Genomic DNA, 21,201 nt, shown 5'->3' with positions numbered 1-21,201 from the left:
GAGCCGATTGGGCCGCAAGGACGCAGCGGTCAGGTTGGCCAATCGCAACCTGCGCATCGTCTGGGTGCTGTTACAGAATGACCAGACTTATCGTCGCCAGCCCGCCGACGGCCAGCAAGCGACGATGCAACGGGGCGGCAGTTTTTTTAAAAGCGGGTAGACAGTGGGGGCGAGTCCATACATAGCAGCTGCCGAGCCTGCGAGGCTGCGTCCGGCTCGGGCCGCGTTCGGACGAAGCAGTCGTAAATCCGGCAGCCGGTTTTTCCTGACACACCGCACCGCATGACTTCAAGACTGCTGCGCAGTCGAACGCAGCCTCGCAGGCTCGGCAGCTGCTACATAGAGCTAGAGTGTTTCATGGATGAAACACTCGCAACCTCCTGAAATTTATTTCTAAACACCCCGCAAAAATCCTCATCCCCAGCCGATACAGATATCAGGCCCACACAAACCTATTCCAACAGTGGCGCCAAACTGAAAACGCGTGCGCCACCGCCCGCCATTCAGCGATCACGCAAGGATGCTCGTAGCTCCATCACCCGAGAATCATCCTATGTCACTGCGTAATCTGAATATCGCGCCTCGAGCTTTCCTGGGTTTTGCTTTCATAGCCTTGCTCGTCATCGTGCTGGGTGTGTTTGCCGTGAACCGCATGACGAGCATCCACCAAGCCTCCATCGAAATGGAAACCACGCAGCTGCCCAGCGTCGGGTTTCTCGGCAACCTGACGGAAAACGTCCTGCGTCTGCGCATTCTCTCGTTCCGGGTGCTGGTCAACCGTGATCCGAACGCGTTGCAGGAAGCCCAGACGCGTATCGGCGTGCTGGTCGACAAGGTTCGCAGCGCACAATCCAGTTATGCCGCGTTGTCGGCCACCCCGGAAGAAGCCGCGCTGTACAAGACCTTTACGGCAACCCTGGACAGCTACCTGCAAGCCCAGAGCCAGATGCTGGAGCTGTCGCGGCAGAACAAGCTCGATGAGATGCGCACGCTGATCAACACCCGGATCAAGGACGGTACGGACCAGATGGGCGAGCAGCTGAACAAACTGGTGGCGATGAATAATGCCGATGCGAAAACCGCATCGGCCGCAGCGGGCGAGCAGTACCGCAGCGCGATTACCGGCATCATCGCCGTGGCGGTCATCGCGTCGCTGTTGACCGTGCTGCTGGCCTGGCTGCTGACCCGCAGCATCGTCACGCCGCTGAACCGTGCGCTGCTGGCGGCGCAAACCATTGCGGGCGGTAACCTGAGCAACGTCATCGAGGTCGATGGCAAAGACGAACCGGCCCGTTTGCTCGGTGCCTTGTCCGCGATGCAGGCCAGCCTGCGCAAAACCATCGAACAGATTGCCGGTTCCGCCACCCAACTGGGTGCCGCCGCTGAAGAACTCAGCACGGTCACCCAAGAAGCGTCCCGGGGCCTGCAACAGCAGACCAACGAAATCGAACAGGCCGCCACCGCGGTCAACGAAATGACCGCCGCCGTGGAAGAAGTGGCGCGCAACGCGGTGTCGACGTCCGAAGCCTCGAACCAGTCGACCCAGGCGGCCCGCGAAGGTCGCGACCGGGTGGTGGAAACTGTCGGCGCGATCCAGACCATGACCCACGATGTGCAAAACACCTCGGTGATGATCGAAGGCCTGGCCGCTCAGGGGCGCGACATCGGCAAGGTGTTGGACGTGATCCGCGCCATCGCCGAGCAAACCAACCTGCTGGCGCTGAACGCCGCGATCGAAGCCGCCCGTGCCGGTGAAGCCGGGCGCGGTTTCGCGGTGGTGGCGGACGAGGTTCGGGCGTTGGCCCATCGCACCGCGCAATCGACCCAGGAAATCGAAAAAATGGTCGCCGGCATCCAGAACGGCACGGGCCACGCGGTCGCGTCGATGCAGCAAAGCAATCAACGCACCCAAAGCACTCTGGAAATGGCCCGCGCCGCCGGCGTTGCGCTGGAGCAGATCACTCAGTCGATCCAATTGATCAACGAACGCAACCTGGTGATCGCCAGCGCGTCCGAAGAACAGGCCCAGGTGTCCCGCGAAGTTGACCGCAACCTGGTAAACATCCGCGACCTGGCCACTCAGTCCGCCGCTGGCGCCAACCAGACCAGCGCCGCCACTCACGAACTGTCGCGCCTGGCCGTGGATTTAAATGCCATGGTGGCGCGTTTCGTGATTTGAGATAGGGTTGTGGCTTGGAACCCGCGCGACTGGAGAATTACATGCGCTATTCAGCCTTGACCAAACGAATTGCCGGTGACGGCGCTGCGGCCTGGCAGATTCATGACCGAGCACTGGAATTACTTGAGCAGGGCGTTGATGTGCTGCTGCTATCGATCGGCGATCCCGACTTCGATACGCCGCAGCCCATCGTTCAGGCGTGCATCGATAGCTTGTTGGCCGGTGACACCCACTACCCGTCAATACGTGGCAGTCGGGGGTTGCGCGATAGCATTGCCAACCGTCATCGACGTCGCAGTGGTCAAGCGGTGGATGCCGAACATGTGATCGTGCTGCCGGGCGCGCAATGTGCGGTGTATTCGGTCGCGCAATGCCTGCTCGACCCGGGCGATGAAGTGATCGTCGCCGAGCCGATGTATGTGACCTATGAAGGCGTGTTCGGTGCCTGTGCCGCCAAAGTGGTGCCGGTGGCCGTGCGCCCGGAGAACGGCTTTCGGGTCGATCCGGCGGATGTCGCGGCGCTGATCACACCCAAGACCCGCGCCATTTTGCTCAACAGTCCGAACAATCCTTCCGGCGCGAGTTTGCCGCTGATGGTCTGGCAGGAACTGGCATCGCTGTGTGTTCGTCACGACCTGTGGCTGATCAGCGATGAGGTCTACAGCGATCTGTTGTATGAAGGCGAGCACATCAGCCCGGCCAGTCTGCCGGGCATGGCCGAGCGCACCGCGACCATCAATAGCCTGTCCAAATCCCACGCCATGAGCGGTTGGCGCGTGGGCTGGGTGATCGGGCCGAAACCTTTGGCCGAACACTTGGTGCACCTGTCGTTGTGCATGCTGTTTGGTATTCCGGATTTCATTCAGAACGCCGCGCAATTGGCGCTGGATGAGGATCTGCCGGAAGTGGCATTGATGCGCGAGGAGTATCGCCAGCGTCGCAACCTGGTGTGCGCGAGCCTGAGTGATTGCCCGGGCATCCGGCCGATCCGGCCTGATGGCGGGATGTTCGTGATGATCGATGTGCGCCAGACCGGGCTTGGTGCCCAGCGTTTTGCCGAGCGGCTGCTGGAGGGTTATGGCGTGTCAGTGCTGGCGGGTGAAGCGTTCGGGCCGAGTGCGGCGGGGCATATTCGACTGGGGTTGGTTGTGGATCAGCTGAAGCTGGCGGATGCGTGCCGGCGGATTGCATTGTGTGCGGCGGACCTTCTGGAAGCTCGCCGAGCCTGATTCCACAGTCTGATCGTTCCCACGCTCCGCGTGGGAATGCAGCCCGTGACGCTCCGCGTCACTGGACGCGGAGCGTCCCTTGAGGCATTCCCACGCGGAGCGTGGGAACGATCGTCTACTCAGGATTTCCACGCCTGTGCATTCACCAGATTCTTCGGCCGCTCACCCGCCAGCGCCGCCAGCAGATTGTCCACCGCACACGTGGCCATCGCCTCCCGCGTTTCATGCGTCGCCGAGCCAATGTGCGGCGTCGCCACCACGTTGTTCAGCTGCAACAGCGGCGAGTCGGTGTTCAGCGGCTCGCGTTCGAACACATCCAGCCCCGCAGCGCGAATCTGCCCGTCACGCAAGGCCTGAATCAGCGCTGCCTCGTCCACCACCTTGCCCCGTGAAATGTTGATGAAGATGGTTTCGGGGCGCATCAGGGCGAATTGCTCTGCGCCGATCAGCCCTTCGGTTTCAGCGGTCAGCGGCAAGGTCAGGCAAACGAAATCAGCCTGCTGCAACAACGCGGTGAGGCTGCGGTATTGCGCGTTGAATCGTTGTTCCACCGCCGGTTTCGGCGAGTGGCTGTGATAGATAACCGGCATGCCAAAACCGAAATGCCCACGCTGGGCCAGGGCCTCACCGATCCGCCCCATGCCAATGATGCCCAGGGTTTTACCGTGTACATCGCTACCGAATTGCGCCGGGCCGATGTTGCGCTTCCACTGACCGGCGCGAACCATGTTCGCCAGTTCCACCACGCGCCGGGCGGTCGCCAGAATCAGCGCGAAACCGGTGTCGGCCGTGGTTTCGGTGAGCACGTCCGGGGTGTTGCTGAGCAGGATCCGTCGTTCGGTCAGGTAGTCGATGTCGTAGTTGTCGACCCCCACGGACACGCTGGCGATGGCTTCCAGGTCTGGTGCCAGATCCAGTAATCCGGCATCCAGTTTCAGACTCGCACCGAGCAACCCGTGAGCGCGGGGCAGGGCCTCGCGCAGTGTTGCCAAGCCTTCGGCATTGAGGTTGTCGATCAGCGTCACCTCGGTCTGCTCGTGCAGGCGAGCCATCAGCAGCGGCGAGAGTTTCTTGTACAGCACAACCTGCTTTTTCATCGTCATCATCTCAACTTCAATTCAGGAATGAGCAGCCGTCGACCGTTGCACAACGGCCTTGGCCACGACCCGGTCGCTGGCGCCGGGCTTGAGGAAAATCGTCAGCACCACCGAGAGCATCAACGCGCCGCTCATCAACAGATAAGAAGCACCCGGCGAGCCGGTGGAGCTGTTCAAGTAGCCCACCAGATACGAACCGCCAAACGAACCGAGCGCGCCCATGCTGTTGATCAGCGCCATGGCGCCCCCGGCCACGTTGGCCGGAAGGATTTCCGGAATGATCGCGAAGAACGGACCGTAAGGCGCGTACATGCAGGCGCCGGCGATCACCAGCAGGGTGTAGGACCACCAGAAGTGTTCAGCGCCCAAGGCGTAGGAGCCATAGAAAGCAATCGAGGCGATCAGCAGCGGCGGCCAGACGAAGCGTTTGCGCTTCTGCATTTTGTCCGAGCCCCAGGACACCAGCAGCATGCCAATCACCGCGGCCAGATACGGCAGCGCCGAGAGCCAGCCGGCTTCGATCATGTCCATCTGTGCGCCAGCCTTGAGGATCGACGGCAGCCACAACACGAAGCCATAGACGCCGATGCTCCAGCAGAAAAACTGCAAGGCCAGGATGATTACCTTGGGCGAACGGAAGGCTTCGGCATAGTTCTTCACCGCTTTGATGCCCACCTGTTCGGCGGCCAGGGCGCTTTCCAGATCGTGCTTTTCCTGGTCGCTCAGCCACTTGGCCTGGGCGGGACGGTCATCGGCCAGACGCCACCAGATAAACGCCCAGAGCACCGCCGGCAAACCTTCGATGATGAACATCCAGCGCCAGCTGTAATGCTGCACCAGATACCCCGAGACCACCGACATCCAGAGCATGGTCACCGGGTTGCCGAGGATCAGGAAGGTGTTGGCGCGCGAGCGTTCGGCACGGGTGAACCAGTGGCACAGATAGATCAGCATCGCTGGCATCACCGCCGCTTCGACCACCCCGAGCATGAAGCGAATCACGATCAGCCAGTAGGCGTTGGAGACGATCCCGGTCAGCGTGGCCAGGCCACCCCAGAGAATCAGGCTGACGAAAATCAGCTTCTTCACGCTGTGCTTCTGGGCGTAGATCGCGCCCGGCACCTGGAAGAAGAAGTAGCCGAGGAAGAACAGCGCGCCGAGCATCGACGACAGGCCCGGCGTGATCATCAGGTCGGCAGCCATCCCGGAGGCGGCGGCGAATCCGTAGTTGGCGCGGTCCAGGTACGCCAGGCTGTAGGTGATGAACACGATGGGCATGATGTACCACCAGCGGCGGGCGGCGAGTGTTGCGGTTTTCATAGTGGTGCTCCTGAGCTTGTTGTTTTTGTCGCAGCAGGTAACGGGTTAAATCTTCAGTGACTGTGCGGGCCTCTTCGCGAGCAAGCCCGCTCCCACAGAGGAATTACGTTGGAATGCGATCCAATGTGGGAGCGGGCTTGCTCGCGAAGGCGGCCTCAAATTCGGCGATCATTTCAGATCGATCGGGCAACCCCTCCATATCCCCACGGCTCTGCACCGCGCGGCTGCCAATCCAGTTGGCGCGCTTCACGGCGTCGGCAAAGCTGTGGTTTTCCAGCAGGGCGCTGATCATGCCGACGGCAAATCCATCGCCGGCACCGACGGTGTCGACTACCGTTTCCACCGGCACGCCCGCCACGAAACCCTGGTCCAGATGAGTGCGGTAATACGCACCGTGCGGGCCCAGTTTGATCGCCACGGCTTCGGCGCCTTGATCGAGGTAAAATGCCGCGATGTCGGCCGGGTCTTCGAAACCGGTCAGCAAGCGGCCTTCACTCAACCCCGGCAGCACCCAATGGGCGAGGGCAGCGAGGCGGTTGATCTCGGTAATCATCTGTTGTTCGCTGGCCCACAGGCTCGGGCGCAGGTTCGGGTCGAAGGACACGCTGCGCCCGGCATAGCGCATGCGGGTCATCAACTCGAAAGACATTTCCCGGGCCGTTTCGGACAGTGCTGGCGGGATGCCGGTGGCGTGCAAGTGTCGGGCGCTCAGTAACTCAGGCGCGATCGACTGCCGCGACAGATGACTCGCCGCCGACCCACGGCGGAAATACTCGACCACCGGATCGCTGCCATCGTCAGTGCGCGACTTGAGTTGAAAACCAGTCGGGTGCGCGGTGTCGATGGCGACGTTGCTGCAATCCAGGCCTTCTTTTTCCAAGGTGTCGATGACGAACCGGCCCAGCGAATCAGCGCCGACCCGGCTCAGCCAGGCCACGTTAAAACCCAATCGCGACAAGCCAATGGCGACATTGCTGTCAGCCCCGGCAATGCGTTTGTGGAATTGGCCAACGTCGGCCAAATCACCGTTCTGCTCGGCAACGAACATCGCCATGGTTTCGCCGAACGAGAGAATATCGATCTCAGACATGGGCGCTCTCCAACCGGGTTTGACCGAGGCGGGCGAGGGTGGCGACATGCTCGGTGGTCAACTGCACCAGGTCGTCGCCTTGCAGCGGATATTCCGCCGCCCGCATCACGCCTTGGGCCATGTGCCGCAGCAGTTGTTCCCACAGATGCAGGTCACTGGCGGCCGGCGGTATGGCGACCAGTTTGCCGTCGGCCCGGCGCGTCACGGCTTTGCAGTGCACATAGCCGACGTGGCGACCGAGCAACCGCGCGGCGCTGGCGGCGGACTGGTCTTGCCAGTGCCAGTTGCCGATATCGAAGGTCATTTTGACCGGCAGGTTGTGTTGCTCGACTTCAGTGAAAAAGCGCTGGAACGGTTCGATGCGGCCGCCGTGCAAGGTTTGATCGTTTTCCACCAGCAACTGCACAGCGCTTTTGCCTAGCACACGGGACAAGGTCTGGAGGTCGCTGTTGTCGGTGAAATAACCCAGGGAAACTTTCAGCCATTTGGCACCGAATGCCTGGGCGCGCTGTAACGCAGAGATCAGTTCGGGATTGGGTTTGGACTGGCCGGCCAGCCACAATTCCATCGGCGAGGAATACACGCTTTCGAGGCCTTGGGCCTGCGTGGCGTCGGCCAGTTGCGCGGGATCTTCGACGGTCAGCAGTTCTTCTCGCCATTCGATTCGTGTGGCGCCCGCGGCGGCCAACACTTCAATAAACGATCCCTGGCCGCGTTGGCGAACAAGGTCGGCGCCGTAGCTCGACAGGCTGATGGAAACGGGTGGTTTATTCATTGTTGTATACCTCTGAAACCGGTTTCATTTTTGTTCAAAAAAATATTGATGATGTTTTGTGGTGACCTTACCGGCCTCATCGCGAGCAAGCTTTGCTCCTACAGGATTTGGATCGTTCACGCTGCCGCTTCTGTAGGAGCAAGGCTTGCCCGCGATGGCGTCATGCGAGTCAACCCAAATGCCCAAGGGTCGACCCACGCACAATCAACTTCGCCGAAAAATCCAGGGTCCGCACCGCCCCGTCATCACCGCGCAAACGCTTGAGCAAACACTCGAACGCGCTGGCGCCAATCTCGGCCGTCGGTTGGGCGAGGGCGGTGATCCCGCTGCCTACCAACGGATACCAATCCAGATCATCGAGGGCGATCAGGCCGACGTCCTCGAACAGGTTGCACTTCAACTCACGCAACGAATGGGTGCTGGCCAGCGCGGCGATTCCATTGGCGCAGAACAGCGCTTTCGGGCCGGGGGCGGGTGTTTCAAGGAAGGTTTTCAGCTGTGCGGTGAGTTCGCTGCCGGTTTCGATCAGGGTGCCGCGCAGGGTCGGACGTTGCTCGATCTGCGCCTTGAAACTGCTGACCCGTTCGATCCGCGAACTGGTGCCGTCATAGGGTTCAGTGACCAGCAGCACATCGCGATAGCCGCGTTCTTGCAAGTGGGTGAGGGCCATTTCAACGGCGGCAGGATTGTCCAGCCCGACCAGATCGCTCTCGAGCTGCTCGACCTTGCGATCCACCAGCACCAGCGGCATCTCCCGGTGCAGCTCGCGCAACTCATCGCGGTGATGGCCGAGGGTGTTCACGATCAAGCCTTCGATGTTGTAGGAGCGCAGGAGGGCCAGGTGCTGGCGTTCCTGCTCGTCATCGCGATCGGTGTTGCACACCACCAGGCTGTAGCCGTGCTGACGGCAGGCGGTTTCCACCCCGTGCATCACGGCAATCGAATAAGGGTTACGGATATCGGCCACCAGCATGCCGATCAGGCGGGTTCGCCCGCGTTTCAGGCCGCGGGCCATCTGGTTCGGGCGATAACCCAGTTCGGCAATCGCCTGCTCGATGCGCAAGGCAGTGGCATCGGAGAGCAGGGCGCGGTCATCGCCGATGAAGCGCGAGACGCTGGCCTTGGAGACCTTGGCGTGTTCGGCGACGTCGAGCATGGTGACGCGGCTGCGTTGGGCGGCGGAGAAATCGTTCAAAGGGTCGACCTTTTTATTGGAATTATTAGGCTCTGGCACGCCGGACTGAAACCGGTTTCAGGAAACTCCATTAATGGTCGTCCGTCAAGCAACTCGTGCCGCGATCCAACGCGCTAAACGTTGATATTCCGACGAGTGGTAGCGATACCTGTCAAATGTGACAGTAGGCGACAATGAGATAAGCGGGTCTAATTTCTTCCAGACACACCAGATTGTTCTGAACCGGAGATTAGCGGATGGCTTCTACAACAAGTGCTGGGATTGGTCTGTTCGCCGAAGTCTTTACCGTGGAGGGAGTGGACCCAAACGACCCGACAGCGCAGTTACCGCCTGATGCATCGACCAATGGCGTGTACCTGAATATCCCCCTGTGGGAATCGCCATCCATAGAAGTTGGCAAAAGCGACTTGTTGGAAATCTGGGTGCTGGAGCCGGGTGTCGAGATTGAAACGCGTTTCTATAGCCAGTCTTTTCTTGTCCCGATAACAACGATCCCTGCGCGGTTCCATCTGCCGCCACAGTACCTGCAACGTGAAGGTGAGATCAGCTTGCGGTATCGGGTGACATCGGGAGATACCGGCAACGAGGACACAGCGTTGCCTCAACGGTTCACCTTACGGCGTCAGGTGCCGACCAATTTGGCTGAACCGGTTTTTCCCAATGCCACACTTTGGGGTTACCTCAATTGCAGATCGGTCCCGTCTATGTGGGAGGAGATTCGGGTTCGTATTCCGCCACAAGCGGGCAAGTTTGAGCGCGATGACGAGTGTTTTCTGGATTGGGAGTCTTTCAGGAGCCTGAACGGAATCGGCGCCATCCCGAATACATCCACTCGTTTCACCAAACGGTTGTCGGAGCAAGAGGCTGATAACGGTTTCACCTTTGTACTCATGCAGTACGACAAGTTAATAAGGCCCATCGAGGGTCTCGGTTCGGCATTAGTCAGCTACTCGCTTTATCGCAATAACGTTCCAGTGGGAAAGTCCGCCGTGGGCTTGGTGAAGATCGATCGTGTCATTCCAGGGGATAAAGAATTTTGTGGTCCGTGAAGTTACTGAAGGAGCAGTAATAGTTGTTAGTGTTTAGCGTTTAACAACATTTGAAACTGAAAGACGTCAATGCCGGATTTCAAGTACTGGGTCAGCCACCTGATACTCGGAGCATGCAGTTAGCAGTCGCGCGGTTCTCCATCGGGCAATTACGTGTGCGGGTCAATGATTAACTCATGATGGAGAGTACGAAAATGAATATGCAGGTTAAAACAGGCGTCGGTGTTCTGGCTTTACCACCCACCATTGTCGGCCAATTACCGGATAATCGCCTCACTTATAAGCAACTTAGGGAAGACCGAATCATCAAGGTGCAGTTAGCCGATATTGAAAATAAAGAACCAGTAGGCGGCACTAAAGTCGAACTTCATTTGTTCCCGGAAGGTGTAATCCCTGGCGTAGGCGATCCCACTTATGTGGTCGCGACCAAATTCAAAGCCGACCAGGCTGGGGGGGATTGGACATATCCGATCGAGTTCGATGTATCCGTCACGGCACTGATCGAGAGGTTCGAGATTAACGGTGAGTACACGAGATACGGCTTGGCGTTCCACATTTTCGACTTCTTTGGCAACAGCGATACCTCTAGCCCGTTTACCGAAATCCTGGTCGACTTGACCGCGCCTTACCAACGGCAACCCGGCGGGCCCAATGGTACTGGCACAAGGCCGACGCTGCTGACTCTTGGTGCTACGGTGCCTGCCATCATCGACGATGCCTGGTTGAACGACCCCGCCAACGCCGGTGGACTGAGCCTGACCATTCCCACCGCTTATCAAAAATTTGAAGCGGACAACGACAAGGTCAACTTCTATATCTCTACGCAAACAACTTTTCCATTGATGCAAGGCGAAGAAGCAGCCGTTAAAGATTTTCCCCTGCCCGTTGGTGGCGTTATTAATGTGCCGCTTGCGTTTCTGATTGCCCAGAATGAAGGCACGTACTATTACTCCTACAACCTCACGGATTTACCAGGGAATATCAGCAACAACGCTGCCATTACCACCATGTTCAGAAGGGTCAAGACACCGGCACCTGATCTCGACGTGCCAAGCATCCCGGTTACCGGAGCCACTGGCCGTACGCCGATCACCTTTTCGACGGTGGATCCCGCGCCGACCAGAGCCATCATGGAAGTGAGGTTTCCAGGTAACTCGTTACCAGGTGACCGGATCATCCCGTTCATCCGCTCCGACCAGGGGATTTTTAGCTTGCCGGAGAAATCGATTCCACCCGCAGGCACCCCAGGGCCACTGACTTTCGAGCTGGATTACGCCACTTTAGAGCAGGTTTTTGGAGATCCCAACGGCGCCGAAGAGGTGGAGTTCGATTATTGGTATGAACTGTCCCGCCCTACGATTACGCCCAATCCGGTTTCGCTATCCGTAATTGGTGTCGTCGACTTTGCTTACGCCGGGCCGGAACAACCGAACCTGCCGGAGCTGGAGAACCCTAATATTTCGCCGGTGGTGATCCAGGGCGCCGGTACACCGACACCGACCCCTAACACGCTCGGCCCAGCGCAAGCAGGCGTTGCGGCGGCCATGAACTGGCCTGTGTGGAATGACGTCGATCGCCCTGTAACAGGTCGGGAAATCGTCAAGTTCTATTACCAGGGCAAACAGGTTGGCGATCCGGTACCCGTGCGGGTGGGTGATACAACAGTTACGACCACATTGCCTTGGGACACGATTCGGGCTGAAGGGAACGGTACTGTCGCAGGCGGTAATCCCAGAGAGGCTTACGTGACCGTCGAGTACCCTGGCAGTGCCAACATAATGAAACAGATGGTTACGACAAAAGTCGACGTGACAGCGATCGTGATCAATCTGCCGGTTCCTCAAATTATTGTTTCAGCCTTCCGAACAACAACTGCATTGGTACCGGAGCGCGTCGTTACCAGTATCAACTGTCCGAGCCTCAACCACCCGGCCGTGGCGAATGGCCCCATGCCGCCTTATCAACCGCGCCAACTGCGGATCAGGATCCGGCGGGATGCCAATATCCCGACGGGTGCCACGGTGGATCTGGACTTTGAAGGCCGGACAACCAACGCGGTAGGTGCCCCTGCAATCCCCAATACGCTCATCACCGCTTCGGCGCCGATGCCAGCGACAGGGGACCTTGAGTTCAGGCTGACAAACTACACCGCGATCAGGGAGATCCAGTTGCCAAGTACGGTGCCGGGCCAACGCCCTCCTACCCGCTATGCGCGTATCGCTTATACGGTCAATGGGATTGTGTCGGAGGTCACGGTGCCTGTGGCGTTGTTGAACTCGAGCCTGGTGTATTGCGAGCAAGAGCGTCCTGAGCCAACCCCTTAATCGATACTTCAAGTAAATCTTCCTACTGATGGAGGCAGCATTAGTTGTCGTCTTCATCAGTGGAAGCGAAGTTTTTTACGTTCAGATACGGAGCCTCTCACAACAACAATGGATAAATCTCACATGCACAAGGATTTGTCCTACATATAACTGGAAAGGTAAACCGTAGTCTGGCGGCCGTTTTAGTCCGGCTCGCGCGCAGTTTGAGTCGGAGGCTCGTTCCTGACGGAATGCAATCGAGTAGGACTCAACTATGTCGTCAAAGACGCAACTTCCATTTCCCAAAACATCGATCGGCATCTGGACATTTTCGTTTATGTCCCTCGTGTTGAATTCTTCACTGATCCAGGCTGCCACTGTCCCGGCTGGCACCACTCAGTCCATCGATTCCACTACCCCTCTTGAGAACTGGCAACTTGAAGCCAACGCCGTACTCACTGGCTCAGGTGCCGCAACGCTCGGTATCACCAGTTCCGCGGGCGGGGTGATTGATCTGACCAACTCGACAGTCACCTCCGCGGGAGAGGGAGGTTTTGCACAAGGTATTTTCCTGACTAACGCCAGCGCTATGCTGAGCCATTCAACGGTCACCAGTGTTTCAGGGATTGGTATATCGGCCGTACGAAACGTCTCTAGCATTGGCGGCTCACAAGTGACCCTGCGTAACAACAGTGTTGTTCGAGGTTTGCAAGGCGGGATTGCAGGCAACCGTTTCAGTGAAATCAACGTCCAGAACTCGACTGTCGAAGGCACCGGCGCCAACAGTTTCGGGATTCGTCTGCTTGAGGGTTCATTGTCTGCCAGCGGTAGCACGATTACCGGTGGTCTCAACGGCTTGATCGTGGGTACTGACACACAGGCATCAGCGATCATTCCAACGACGATCGTACTGGACAGTACTCGGGTGGAAGGCCAGAGCGGTTCGGCCATTGTGGTCGGCTTCAATGCGCCGAACTTCCCCACCGTGGCCAACATCCAGGTACGCAATGGCTCGAGCCTGATCGCCGGTAACGGCACGCTGCTTGAAGTCGGCCCTGGCGCCTCGGCCGGTTTCCTCGTGGATAACAGTCACTTGACGGGTAATGTCGTGGTTGCAGCAGGCAGTTCAGCCAATGTCACTTTGCAAAACAACGCGTCGTTGACCGGCGATTTACAGAACGTTACCTCTGCAACGCTCAACAATCAGGCGCGGATGACCGGCAACGTGTTGGGTGCCTCCAACGTGGTGATCGACAACGGGTCTGCGTTTACCGGTAATTTGCAAGAGGTCGCCAATGCAACGATCAACAACCAGAGCGTGATGACCGGGAATGTTACTGCCGCCGCTGGCAGTGTTGCCGGCCTGACCGTGGACAATGGTGCCAGCCTGACCGGTCAGGTGAGCAATGTAACCAATTTCTCCATTAACAATAATGCCCTGTGGCAAATGACCGACAGCCAGTCGGTGAACAACCTCACGCTCAACAATGGCGGCAGAGTGCGCCTGGGGGGGAATCAGGACTACTTCCAACTGAACGTGGCCAATCTGGCGGGCCGCGGTTTGTTTGAGATGGGCGCCGATTTCAACAAAGGTATCAGCGACCTGTTGAACGTGACCGGCAGCGCTGCCGGCAATCATCAGTTACTGGTGACTGGCACAGGTCTTGATCCGGTCAATGATTCGTCGATCAAGGTGGTGCAGAGCGTCGCAGGAAGCGCTCAGTACGGCCTCGTCAACGAACGGGTCGATGTCGGGGCGTTTACTTACCGCTTGGTCAAGGAGGGTGATGACTGGTACCTGCAACCCGATAAAGAAGTCGTCAGCACGACGACCCGTGCGGTCATGGCGATTTCCGCCGTAGCGCCGACGGTGATCTATGGCGAGACCGTTTTATTGAACAACCGGATGGGGGATCTTCGCGTCAACGGTGGGCAAACAGGGGGATGGGTCCGCTCTTTCGGTAGTCGATACAGCATCAGCAACAATGCCTACGGGAATGGTTACAGCCAGGACCAGTACGGGTTCTCCATGGGGGTCGACACCCCGGTACAGATTGCAGGCGAGCGAGTATTGATGGGTGTTTTTGCCGGCTACAGTAAGTCGAACCTCGACTTGAGTCGCGGCAGCTCAGGCGAAATCGATAGTACGTCCATCGGCCTCTACGGTACCTGGCTCGGCGATAGCGGCTACTACCTGGATACCGTGGCCAAACTCAATCATTTCCGCAACGATGCCAAGGTGACAATGAGCGACGGCAGGCAAACCGAGGGTCATTACAACAACCTGGGCGCGAGTGCATCGGTCGAGTTTGGTAAACACATCGACATCAAGGACGGGTATTACGCAGAAGTGTTTACCCAGTGGCAAGCAGCCTCCGTGCAAGGCAAGGACTTCAGTCTGGATAATGGTTTGAAGGCTGACGCCGACACAACGCGCTCCATGCTTGGCAAGGCAGGCGTAACCCTGGGACGGGGTATGACACTGTCCAACGGTAGCGTACTGCAACCGCACATTCGGGCGGCTTTCGTTCATGAGTTTGTGAAAAATAATGAAGTACGGGTCAACGATAACAAGTTCAACAATGACCTGTCGGGCAGCCGATTTGAAGTCGGCGCAGGGGGATCGTGGACACTGAACGATCGCTGGCAGCTCCATGCTGAACTGGATACCAGTAAAGGCGATAGTGTCACTAAGGATTTTGGCGTGAACATGGGGGCTCATTACGCGTTCTGAGTGTTAAATAAAAAGGGAAGCTTCGGCTTCCCTTTTTGTTGATGCCAAACTCGACTATCCCGCTTTCAGTACCTGAAAGTTGCCCTTGAGAAGAAAGGTCTTTCCGTCAGTGCCTGGCAGTTCGAGGTCGACTTTGAAGGAGCCCTTGACACTTTCTCCTACGGCTGGCTCCAACACGATGTTGCCCGAAATACCTTCATAAACAGTGTTGTCTGCGTCTTTGAAGCTGAAGCTCACATCGTCACGACTTTTCAATGCGTAGTCACCCACTTCGAAAGTTTCGGGAATGGAGATATACAGCTCTCGAGCAGGAAAGCTTTTCGCTTTTGTTTTTGAGGCAGGCCGGTCAATAGCAGTAATCAACACTGCTTCAGTTTTGTTGGCGCCCGCTTTGACCCTATCGATCAGTCGGGATGTGGCAATAAACTCTGGAAATTCTTTGTCAGTTGCGAAAGCAGAGGCGTTGACGTAGTTGCCGGCTGCAAAGCTGGTGCGTTTGATCACAGCGTTCATGGATTCGGTCTCCGTTACGTTAAGTAAGGTATCCAAAGGCCATGCTCGGCCCTAATCCTGGATGAACTATAAAAGCCTGTTATTGAACAGGTTGTAAACTGTCATTGTTGACAGTTTACAAGGGCTGGCATTCGTGAAATGAATGACGAAACCATCGTGCAGATGTCTGCTGACAGGCACTTATAGTGTGCTCGCTGCTATACCGTGACAGGCAACCAGACAGCACATAGCAACAGCACGCTCATGCCTCTATTGAAATACGTTTGCGCCGCGGGTGATCGCAGCAATTTACCAGACCTCGCACCCAATACCGCCCAGGCCCCCACACACGGCAGCGACACCAAAAAGAACACCAGTGACAATTGCATTACCTGTAGGGTTTTTTCTGCACCGTTCCCGGAAAAAACACCCACCACGGCCAACGCCATCATCCAGGTCTTGGGGTTTATCCACTGGAGCCCGGCCGCTCCCCATAATCCGAGTCGAGGCGTGCTGGGCGGAGACTGTGGATCGATCAGGTCTGGCGGCAAGCGGAAAATTTGCCACGCCAGGTAACTGAGCCAGACAGTGCCTGACCATTGCATGGATGTTTCTACAATGGGATGGGCTTTCAAGGCTTGCCCCAAACCGCTGCCTGCCAGCATTACAACCAGCGCCGCACTGGCGCAGGCGCCAAAAATGATCGGCAATGCGGCTTTGAAACCGTACCTCGCGCTGTTGCTCAGGACCAGAATGTTTGTTGGCCCCGGCGTGATGGAAGCGACGAAAGCGAACAGCAAAAATGGCAGCAGCGTGGGAAAGGTGGACAACATGGCAGCGGACTCCGTGAATGATCTCAGGAGCCGATCCTCACAAAGTCCGGGTCATGCGTCTGGAAGATTTGAGCAGCGCTTGCGATACAGCGCCGGCGTCAAGCCATAAGCGCGGACGAACCAGCGGCCCAGGTGACTCTGATCGGCAAACCCCAGTTCCATCGCCACCGTCGCCGGCTGCTCGCCACGGGCCAGCATTCGCCGGGCGGTCGCCAGGCGCAATTGCACGAGGTAGGCGTGGGGTGCCATGCCATAAGCGGCCTTGAAGGCGCGGGTCAGGCGGAAGCGATCAACGCCGGTGACGGCGGCCAGTTGGTCGAGGCCGATGTCGTATTGAGCGTTGGCATGCAGATACTCCCGAGCCTTCTGCGCCACCAACGGCAGGCGCGGGTCTTCGCCATAGCGGGCGCGCCAGTGCAGGTGACTGGTCAGGCGTTCGAGCAAACCGTCGAGGGCGGTCTGGCGGACGATTTTTAGCTCACCGTGATGCAGGGTTTGAAACGCCAGGCTGGTGGCGTGGGCGAGTCGCGAGTCGCTGGCCAGGGTGTTGGCGAAACTCAATTGACTGTTGTCGGGGGCATTTTCGAAGACTGTACTGAGTTCACGTTTCAGCCACTGCGGGTCGAGGTACAGCATGCGGTAGGTGAAACCGTCTTCGGTTGGCGCGTCGCCGTCGTGGATGTCACCCGGCTCGAGCAGAAACACCTTTCCCGGCGTGCTTTGATGCTTTGCCCGCCGACAGTGAAACTGCTGAACCCCTTGTTCGGTGACGCCCACCAGATAGCTGTCATGCCAGTGCGGGTCGTAGGCATGGCCTTCGAAATGCGCGCGCAGGGTCTCGATGCCAGTGTCGGCGTCCTGGGCCAGGTCGATCCAGTTGTGAGTCGTCATGCTGCACCTGTGAGACGGATGGCCGACTTATTTAACGCCTGCGCCGAGGGTGATGACTAGAACGTTTGTGCAGGGATCAGTTGAACAGTCCCGCCGCGATGTTGATCGAGAACCCGAGAATGGCCGTGTTGAACAGAAAGCCGATCAGCGACTGCGCCAGCACAATCTTGCGCAAATCCCGAGTCGCCACGCCAACATCGGACGTCTGCACCGCCGCGCTGATGGTGAAAGAGAAATACAGGAAGTCCCAGTAATTGGGCGTTGTCAGACCTTCAGCAAAACGTAGTGCCGGGTCTTTGCCGCCCCAGGTGTAGAACAGACGGGCGTAGTGCACGCTGAAAATCACCCCGATCAGCAGCCAGGAACCGATCACCGTCAACGCGGTAAAACCGTAATGCAGCAGCTTGCGAGTGGTTTCCAGGTCTCTGCTGCCGGCCAGTTCAAAGGCGATGGTCGCCAGGCTCGCTATCGCAGCGATGCATACAACAAACAGCACCAGCCCGGCGTTTTCGTCTTCGACCTCGGCAATGCGTTTCACATCCGGCGCTTTGGCGCGCGCGGTGAGCCAGAACATCAGGACCAGGTAAGTCCAGACCCCGGCGTTCCAGCCGAAGAGGATTTTGCTGATGATCGAGTCGGCCGGCGCCAGAATGCCCACTGCGACGCCGAGGGTGGCAGCGGCGGACAGGCGAGGGTGGGTGCGGGCGAGGAAGGACATGTGAACTCGATGCGCCAGGGCTTTGCAAACACCTTAGCCCAGCGTATCCAGTTGTGACCACAAGTCTGAAACCGAACATGATCGTTCCCACGCTCTGCGTGGGAATGCAGCCCGTGACGCTCTGCGTCACTTGCCGCGAGGGGACGCAGAGCGTCCCTTGAGGCATTCCCACGCAGAGCGTGGGAACGATCTTCATCGGTGGCGTTTCTTTACCAGTTTCATCACCACCACAAAAAACACCGGCACAAACACCACCGCCAGCGTCGCCGTGATCATCCCGCCAATCACCCCGGTGCCGATGGCTTGCTGGCTCGCCGAACTGGCCCCGGTGGCAATCGCCAATGGCACCACGCCGAGGATGAATGCCATCGATGTCATCACAATCGGCCGCAGGCGCAGGCGCGCGGCTTGCAGGGTGGCGTCGATCAGGTCGTGGCCTTCGTCGTACAGGCTCTTGGCGAACTCGATGATCAGGATCGCGTTCTTCGCCGACAGCCCGATGATAGTGATCAGCCCGACCTTGAAAAACACGTCGTTGGGCATCCCGCGCAAGGTCACGGCCAGTACCGCGCCGAGCACGCCGAGCGGCACCACCAGCAGCACCGAGGTCGGAATCGACCAGCTCTCATACAACGCCGCCAGACACAGGAACACGATCAGCAACGACAAACCGAGCAGGATCGGCGCCTGACTGCCGGACAAGCGTTCCTGCAACGACAACCCGGTCCATTCCTGCCCCAATCCCGCCGGGCCAAGTGCAACCAGTCGTTCGATTTCCGCCATGGCTTCGCCGGTGCTGTGACCGGGCGACGGTTCGCCGGAAATGCTGATCGCCGGGTAGCCGTTGTAGCGCGTCAATTGCGCCGGGCCCTGAGTCCATTTGGCCTGGACGAAGGCCGACAACGGCACCATTTTCCCGGCGCTGTTGCGCACGTGAATCTTCAGCAGATCGGCAACCTGACTGCGCTGATCGCCTTCAGCCTGCACCACCACACGCTGCATCCGTCCCTGATTGGGGAAGTCGTTGATGTAAGCCGAACCGACGGCGGTGGACAGTACGTTGCCAATGTCGGCAAAGGACACGCCCAGCGCGTTCGCCTGTTTGCGGTCGACTACCAGTTGCACCTGCGGCGCTTCGGCCAGGGCGCTTTCGCGCACATTCATCAGGATCGGGCTCTTCTCGGCGGCAGCGAGCAACTCGCTGCGCGCCTGCATCAGCGTGGCATGGCCAAGACCGCCACGGTCCTGCAAGCGGAACTCGAAACCGCTGGAAGTGCCGAGGCCATCCACCGGCGGCGGCAGTACCGCAAACGCTACGGCGTCCTTGATCTGGCTCAACGCGATGTTGGCGCGATCGGCAATGGAGCTGGCCGAGTCGTCGCTACCCCGGTCAGACCAGTCCTTGAGTGTGGTAAACGCCAACGCGGCGTTCTGCCCGCTGCCGGAGAAGCTGAAACCGAGAATCACCGTGCTGTCGCCGACGCCGGGTTCAGTGGTGTTGTGGGCTTCGATCTGCTCGACCACCTGCACAGTTCGGTTCTTGCTCGCACCCGGTGGCAGTTGAATGTCGGTGATGGTGTAACCCTGATCTTCCACCGGCAGGAACGAGGAGGGCAGTCGACTGAAGCACACGCCCAATCCGATCAGCAGCACGCCGTAGATCAGCAGGTAACGGCCAGTGCGTTTCAGCGCATAGGCGACCCAGCCCTGATAACTATCGGTCAGTTGCTCGAAACGCCGATTGAACCAGCCAAAGAACCCGCGCTTCTCGTGATGTTCGCCCTTGGCAATCGGCTTGAGCAGCGTCGCGCACAACGCCGGGGTCAAGGTCAGGGCAAGGAACGCCGAGAACAGAATCGAAGTCGCCATCGACAAAGAGAACTGCCGGTAAATCACTCCGACCGACCCCTGCATGAACGCCATCGGAATGAACACCGCGACCAGCACCAGCGTGATGCCGATGATTGCGCCAGTGATCTGCTTCATTGCCTTGCGCGTTGCTTCTTTGGGCGATAGGCCTTCGGTGGCCATGATCCGTTCCACGTTCTCCACCACCACAATCGCGTCATCCACCAGGATGCCGATCGCCAGCACCATGCCGAACATGGTCAGCACGTTGATCGAAAACCCGAGCGCCAACATGGTCGCAAAGGTGCCCATCAGCGCCACCGGCACCACCAGGGTCGGAATCAGCGTGTAGCGGATGTTTTGCAGGAACAGGAACATCACCGCGAACACCAGCAACATCGCCTCGCCAAGGGTGTAAACCACCTTGGTGATCGAGACTTTGACGAAGGGTGAGGTGTCATACGGGATCTTGTATTCCACGCCAGCCGGGAAGTAGCGCGCCAGTTCATCCATCTTCGCCCGCACCAACGTGGCAGTGCTCAGGGCATTAGCGCCCGGCGCCAGTTGCACGCTGACGGCGGTCGACGGTTTGCCGTTGAGGCGCGTGGAGAACTGATATTCCTGACTGCCGATCTCAACGCGTGCCACATCTTTGATGCGCACAGTTGAGCCGTCGGGATTGGCTTTCAACACGATGTCAGCGAATTCTTCCGGTGTCGACAACTGGCCTTTGACCAGAATGGTCGCGGTGATTTCCTGAGTAGTGCGGGTCGGCAAATCGCCAATGCTGCCGGCCGACACTTGCGCGTTCTGCGCGACGATGGCGGCGTTGACGTCAGCCGGGGTCAGGTTGAAACCGATCAGCTTTTGCGGATCGATCCAGATCCGCATGGCCCGTTCGGCGCCGTACAACTGAGCCTTGCCGACGCCGTCCAGACGCTTGATCTCGTTCATCACGTTGCGCGCCAGGTAATCGCTGAGCGCCACGTCGTCGAGCTTGCCGTCGCTGGAGGTGAGGGTGATCAGCAGCAGGAAGCCGGCGGAGACTTTCTCCACCTGCAAACCCTGCTGCGTCACCGCTTGAGGCAGGCGCGACTCGACCACTTTCAGGCGGTTTTGCACATCCACCTGAGCCATTTCCGGGTCAGTGCCCGGCTGGAACGTTGCGGTGATGGTGGCGCTGCCGAGGCTGCTCTGGGATTCGAAATACAGCAGGTGGTCTGCGCCGTTGAGTTCTTCCTCGATCAGGCTGACCACGCTTTCGTCCACGGTCTGTGCCGAAGCACCGGGGTACACGGCGTAGATTTCGACTTTCGGCGGCGCGACGTTGGGGTACTGCGCCACCGGCAACTGTGGAATGGCCAGGGCGCCGGCCAACAGGATGAACAGGGCAACCACCCAGGCGAACACCGGGCGATCGATAAAGAACTGCGGCATAAAAAAGCGTC

The 21,201-nt window shown here is 58.6% G+C and carries 15 protein-coding genes; 5 read left to right on the top strand and 10 right to left on the bottom strand.

Translation table 11 applies throughout. The annotated features are described in order from the left end of the window. Nucleotides 1–553: 553 nt before the first annotated feature. Together CKW16_RS20105 and CKW16_RS20100 are read left to right on the top strand one after the other, a co-directional pair. Nucleotides 554–2,179, top strand: coding sequence for a methyl-accepting chemotaxis protein (locus CKW16_RS20105; RefSeq protein WP_095130049.1), 1,626 nt, complete (start codon nt 554–556; stop codon nt 2,177–2,179). A 41-nt stretch (nt 2,180–2,220) separates the two neighbouring features. Beyond that, nucleotides 2,221–3,408, top strand: coding sequence for a pyridoxal phosphate-dependent aminotransferase (locus tag CKW16_RS20100; protein WP_095130047.1), 1,188 nt, complete (start codon nt 2,221–2,223; stop codon nt 3,406–3,408). A gap of 119 nt (nt 3,409–3,527) precedes the next feature. Here the strand turns inward: CKW16_RS20100 and CKW16_RS20095 are convergent, their stop codons facing one another. The 5 genes from CKW16_RS20095 to CKW16_RS20075 all read right to left on the bottom strand — a co-directional run bounded on the left by CKW16_RS20095 (nt 3,528) and on the right by CKW16_RS20075 (nt 8,885). Then, the gene (locus tag CKW16_RS20095) at nt 3,528–4,505 is read right to left on the bottom strand and encodes an NAD(P)-dependent oxidoreductase (protein WP_095130067.1); all 978 of its coding nucleotides are present in this window, start codon (nt 4,503–4,505) and stop codon (nt 3,528–3,530) included. Nucleotides 4,506–4,526: 21 nt separating this feature from the next. After that, a complete protein-coding gene (locus CKW16_RS20090; protein WP_095130045.1) occupies nt 4,527–5,825 on the bottom strand; it encodes an MFS transporter in 1,299 nt (432 codons plus the stop codon). 103 nt (nt 5,826–5,928) lie between these two features. Further along, complete coding sequence (locus CKW16_RS20085; protein WP_095130043.1) at nt 5,929–6,915, bottom strand: sugar kinase; 987 nt, start codon at nt 6,913–6,915, stop codon at nt 5,929–5,931. Next, complete coding sequence (locus tag CKW16_RS20080; protein WP_095130041.1) at nt 6,908–7,690, bottom strand: sugar phosphate isomerase/epimerase; 783 nt, start codon at nt 7,688–7,690, stop codon at nt 6,908–6,910. The genes CKW16_RS20085 and CKW16_RS20080 overlap by 8 nt, the downstream gene beginning before the upstream one ends. 169 nt (nt 7,691–7,859) lie before the next feature. After that, nucleotides 7,860–8,885, bottom strand: coding sequence for a LacI family DNA-binding transcriptional regulator (locus CKW16_RS20075; RefSeq protein ID WP_095130039.1), 1,026 nt, complete (start codon nt 8,883–8,885; stop codon nt 7,860–7,862). A gap of 236 nt (nt 8,886–9,121) precedes the next feature. Between CKW16_RS20075 and CKW16_RS20070 the strand changes: the two genes are divergently transcribed. From CKW16_RS20070 to CKW16_RS20060, 3 genes are all read left to right on the top strand, one after another. Next, nucleotides 9,122–9,934, top strand: coding sequence for a hypothetical protein (locus tag CKW16_RS20070; RefSeq protein ID WP_095130037.1), 813 nt, complete (start codon nt 9,122–9,124; stop codon nt 9,932–9,934). A gap of 194 nt (nt 9,935–10,128) precedes the next feature. Then, entirely contained in the window at nt 10,129–12,258 is a 2,130-nt protein-coding gene (locus tag CKW16_RS20065) for a hypothetical protein (protein WP_141232760.1), read from the top strand. A 316-nt stretch (nt 12,259–12,574) separates the two neighbouring features. Next, nucleotides 12,575–14,971, top strand: a complete 2,397-nt coding sequence (locus CKW16_RS20060) for an autotransporter outer membrane beta-barrel domain-containing protein (protein WP_256580525.1) — start codon at nt 12,575–12,577, stop codon at nt 14,969–14,971. A 54-nt stretch (nt 14,972–15,025) separates the two neighbouring features. Here CKW16_RS20060 and CKW16_RS20055 read toward each other — a convergent pair whose 3' ends face one another. The 5 genes from CKW16_RS20055 to CKW16_RS20035 all read right to left on the bottom strand — a co-directional run bounded on the left by CKW16_RS20055 (nt 15,026) and on the right by CKW16_RS20035 (nt 21,190). Further along, the gene (locus tag CKW16_RS20055) at nt 15,026–15,484 is read right to left on the bottom strand and encodes a hypothetical protein (protein WP_095130031.1); all 459 of its coding nucleotides are present in this window, start codon (nt 15,482–15,484) and stop codon (nt 15,026–15,028) included. Between the two features lie 197 nt (nt 15,485–15,681). Further along, nucleotides 15,682–16,296, bottom strand: coding sequence for a LysE family translocator (locus tag CKW16_RS20050; protein WP_095130029.1), 615 nt, complete (start codon nt 16,294–16,296; stop codon nt 15,682–15,684). Between the two features lie 51 nt (nt 16,297–16,347). Beyond that, the gene (locus tag CKW16_RS20045; RefSeq protein WP_095130027.1) at nt 16,348–17,187 is read right to left on the bottom strand and encodes an AraC family transcriptional regulator; all 840 of its coding nucleotides are present in this window, start codon (nt 17,185–17,187) and stop codon (nt 16,348–16,350) included. Between the two features lie 76 nt (nt 17,188–17,263). After that, on the bottom strand, nt 17,264–17,905 hold the full coding sequence (locus CKW16_RS20040) for a DUF1345 domain-containing protein (protein WP_095130025.1): 642 nt from the start codon (nt 17,903–17,905) through the stop codon (nt 17,264–17,266). A 192-nt stretch (nt 17,906–18,097) separates the two neighbouring features. Further along, on the bottom strand, nt 18,098–21,190 hold the full coding sequence (locus tag CKW16_RS20035) for an efflux RND transporter permease subunit (protein ID WP_095130023.1): 3,093 nt from the start codon (nt 21,188–21,190) through the stop codon (nt 18,098–18,100). Between the last annotated feature and the right edge of the window lie 11 nt (nt 21,191–21,201).

Source organism: Pseudomonas sp. Irchel s3h14 (genome assembly GCF_900187425.1).
Classification (GTDB): Bacteria; Pseudomonadota; Gammaproteobacteria; order Pseudomonadales; family Pseudomonadaceae; genus Aquipseudomonas.
The sequence above is the reverse complement of the archived record's forward strand: the minus strand, read 5'-3'. Positions and strand labels throughout refer to the sequence as shown.

Bases quoted from the DNA above. Each gene is read 5' to 3' on its own strand.
- CKW16_RS20105 (WP_095130049.1), top strand. From the start codon at position 554: ATGTCACTGCGTAATCTGAATATCGCGCCTCGAGCTTTCCTGGGTTTT.
- CKW16_RS20100 (WP_095130047.1), top strand. From the start codon at position 2,221: ATGCGCTATTCAGCCTTGACCAAACGAATTGCCGGTGACGGCGCTGCG.
- CKW16_RS20095 (WP_095130067.1), bottom strand. From the start codon at position 4,505: ATGAAAAAGCAGGTTGTGCTGTACAAGAAACTCTCGCCGCTGCTGATG.
- CKW16_RS20090 (WP_095130045.1), bottom strand. From the start codon at position 5,825: ATGAAAACCGCAACACTCGCCGCCCGCCGCTGGTGGTACATCATGCCC.
- CKW16_RS20085 (WP_095130043.1), bottom strand. From the start codon at position 6,915: ATGTCTGAGATCGATATTCTCTCGTTCGGCGAAACCATGGCGATGTTC.
- CKW16_RS20080 (WP_095130041.1), bottom strand. From the start codon at position 7,690: ATGAATAAACCACCCGTTTCCATCAGCCTGTCGAGCTACGGCGCCGAC.
- CKW16_RS20070 (WP_095130037.1), top strand. From the start codon at position 9,122: ATGGCTTCTACAACAAGTGCTGGGATTGGTCTGTTCGCCGAAGTCTTT.
- CKW16_RS20065 (WP_141232760.1), top strand. From the start codon at position 10,129: ATGAATATGCAGGTTAAAACAGGCGTCGGTGTTCTGGCTTTACCACCC.
- CKW16_RS20060 (WP_256580525.1), top strand. From the start codon at position 12,575: ATGTCCCTCGTGTTGAATTCTTCACTGATCCAGGCTGCCACTGTCCCG.
- CKW16_RS20055 (WP_095130031.1), bottom strand. From the start codon at position 15,484: ATGAACGCTGTGATCAAACGCACCAGCTTTGCAGCCGGCAACTACGTC.
- CKW16_RS20050 (WP_095130029.1), bottom strand. From the start codon at position 16,296: ATGTTGTCCACCTTTCCCACGCTGCTGCCATTTTTGCTGTTCGCTTTC.
- CKW16_RS20045 (WP_095130027.1), bottom strand. From the start codon at position 17,187: ATGACGACTCACAACTGGATCGACCTGGCCCAGGACGCCGACACTGGC.
- CKW16_RS20040 (WP_095130025.1), bottom strand. From the start codon at position 17,905: ATGTCCTTCCTCGCCCGCACCCACCCTCGCCTGTCCGCCGCTGCCACC.
- CKW16_RS20035 (WP_095130023.1), bottom strand. From the start codon at position 21,190: ATGCCGCAGTTCTTTATCGATCGCCCGGTGTTCGCCTGGGTGGTTGCC.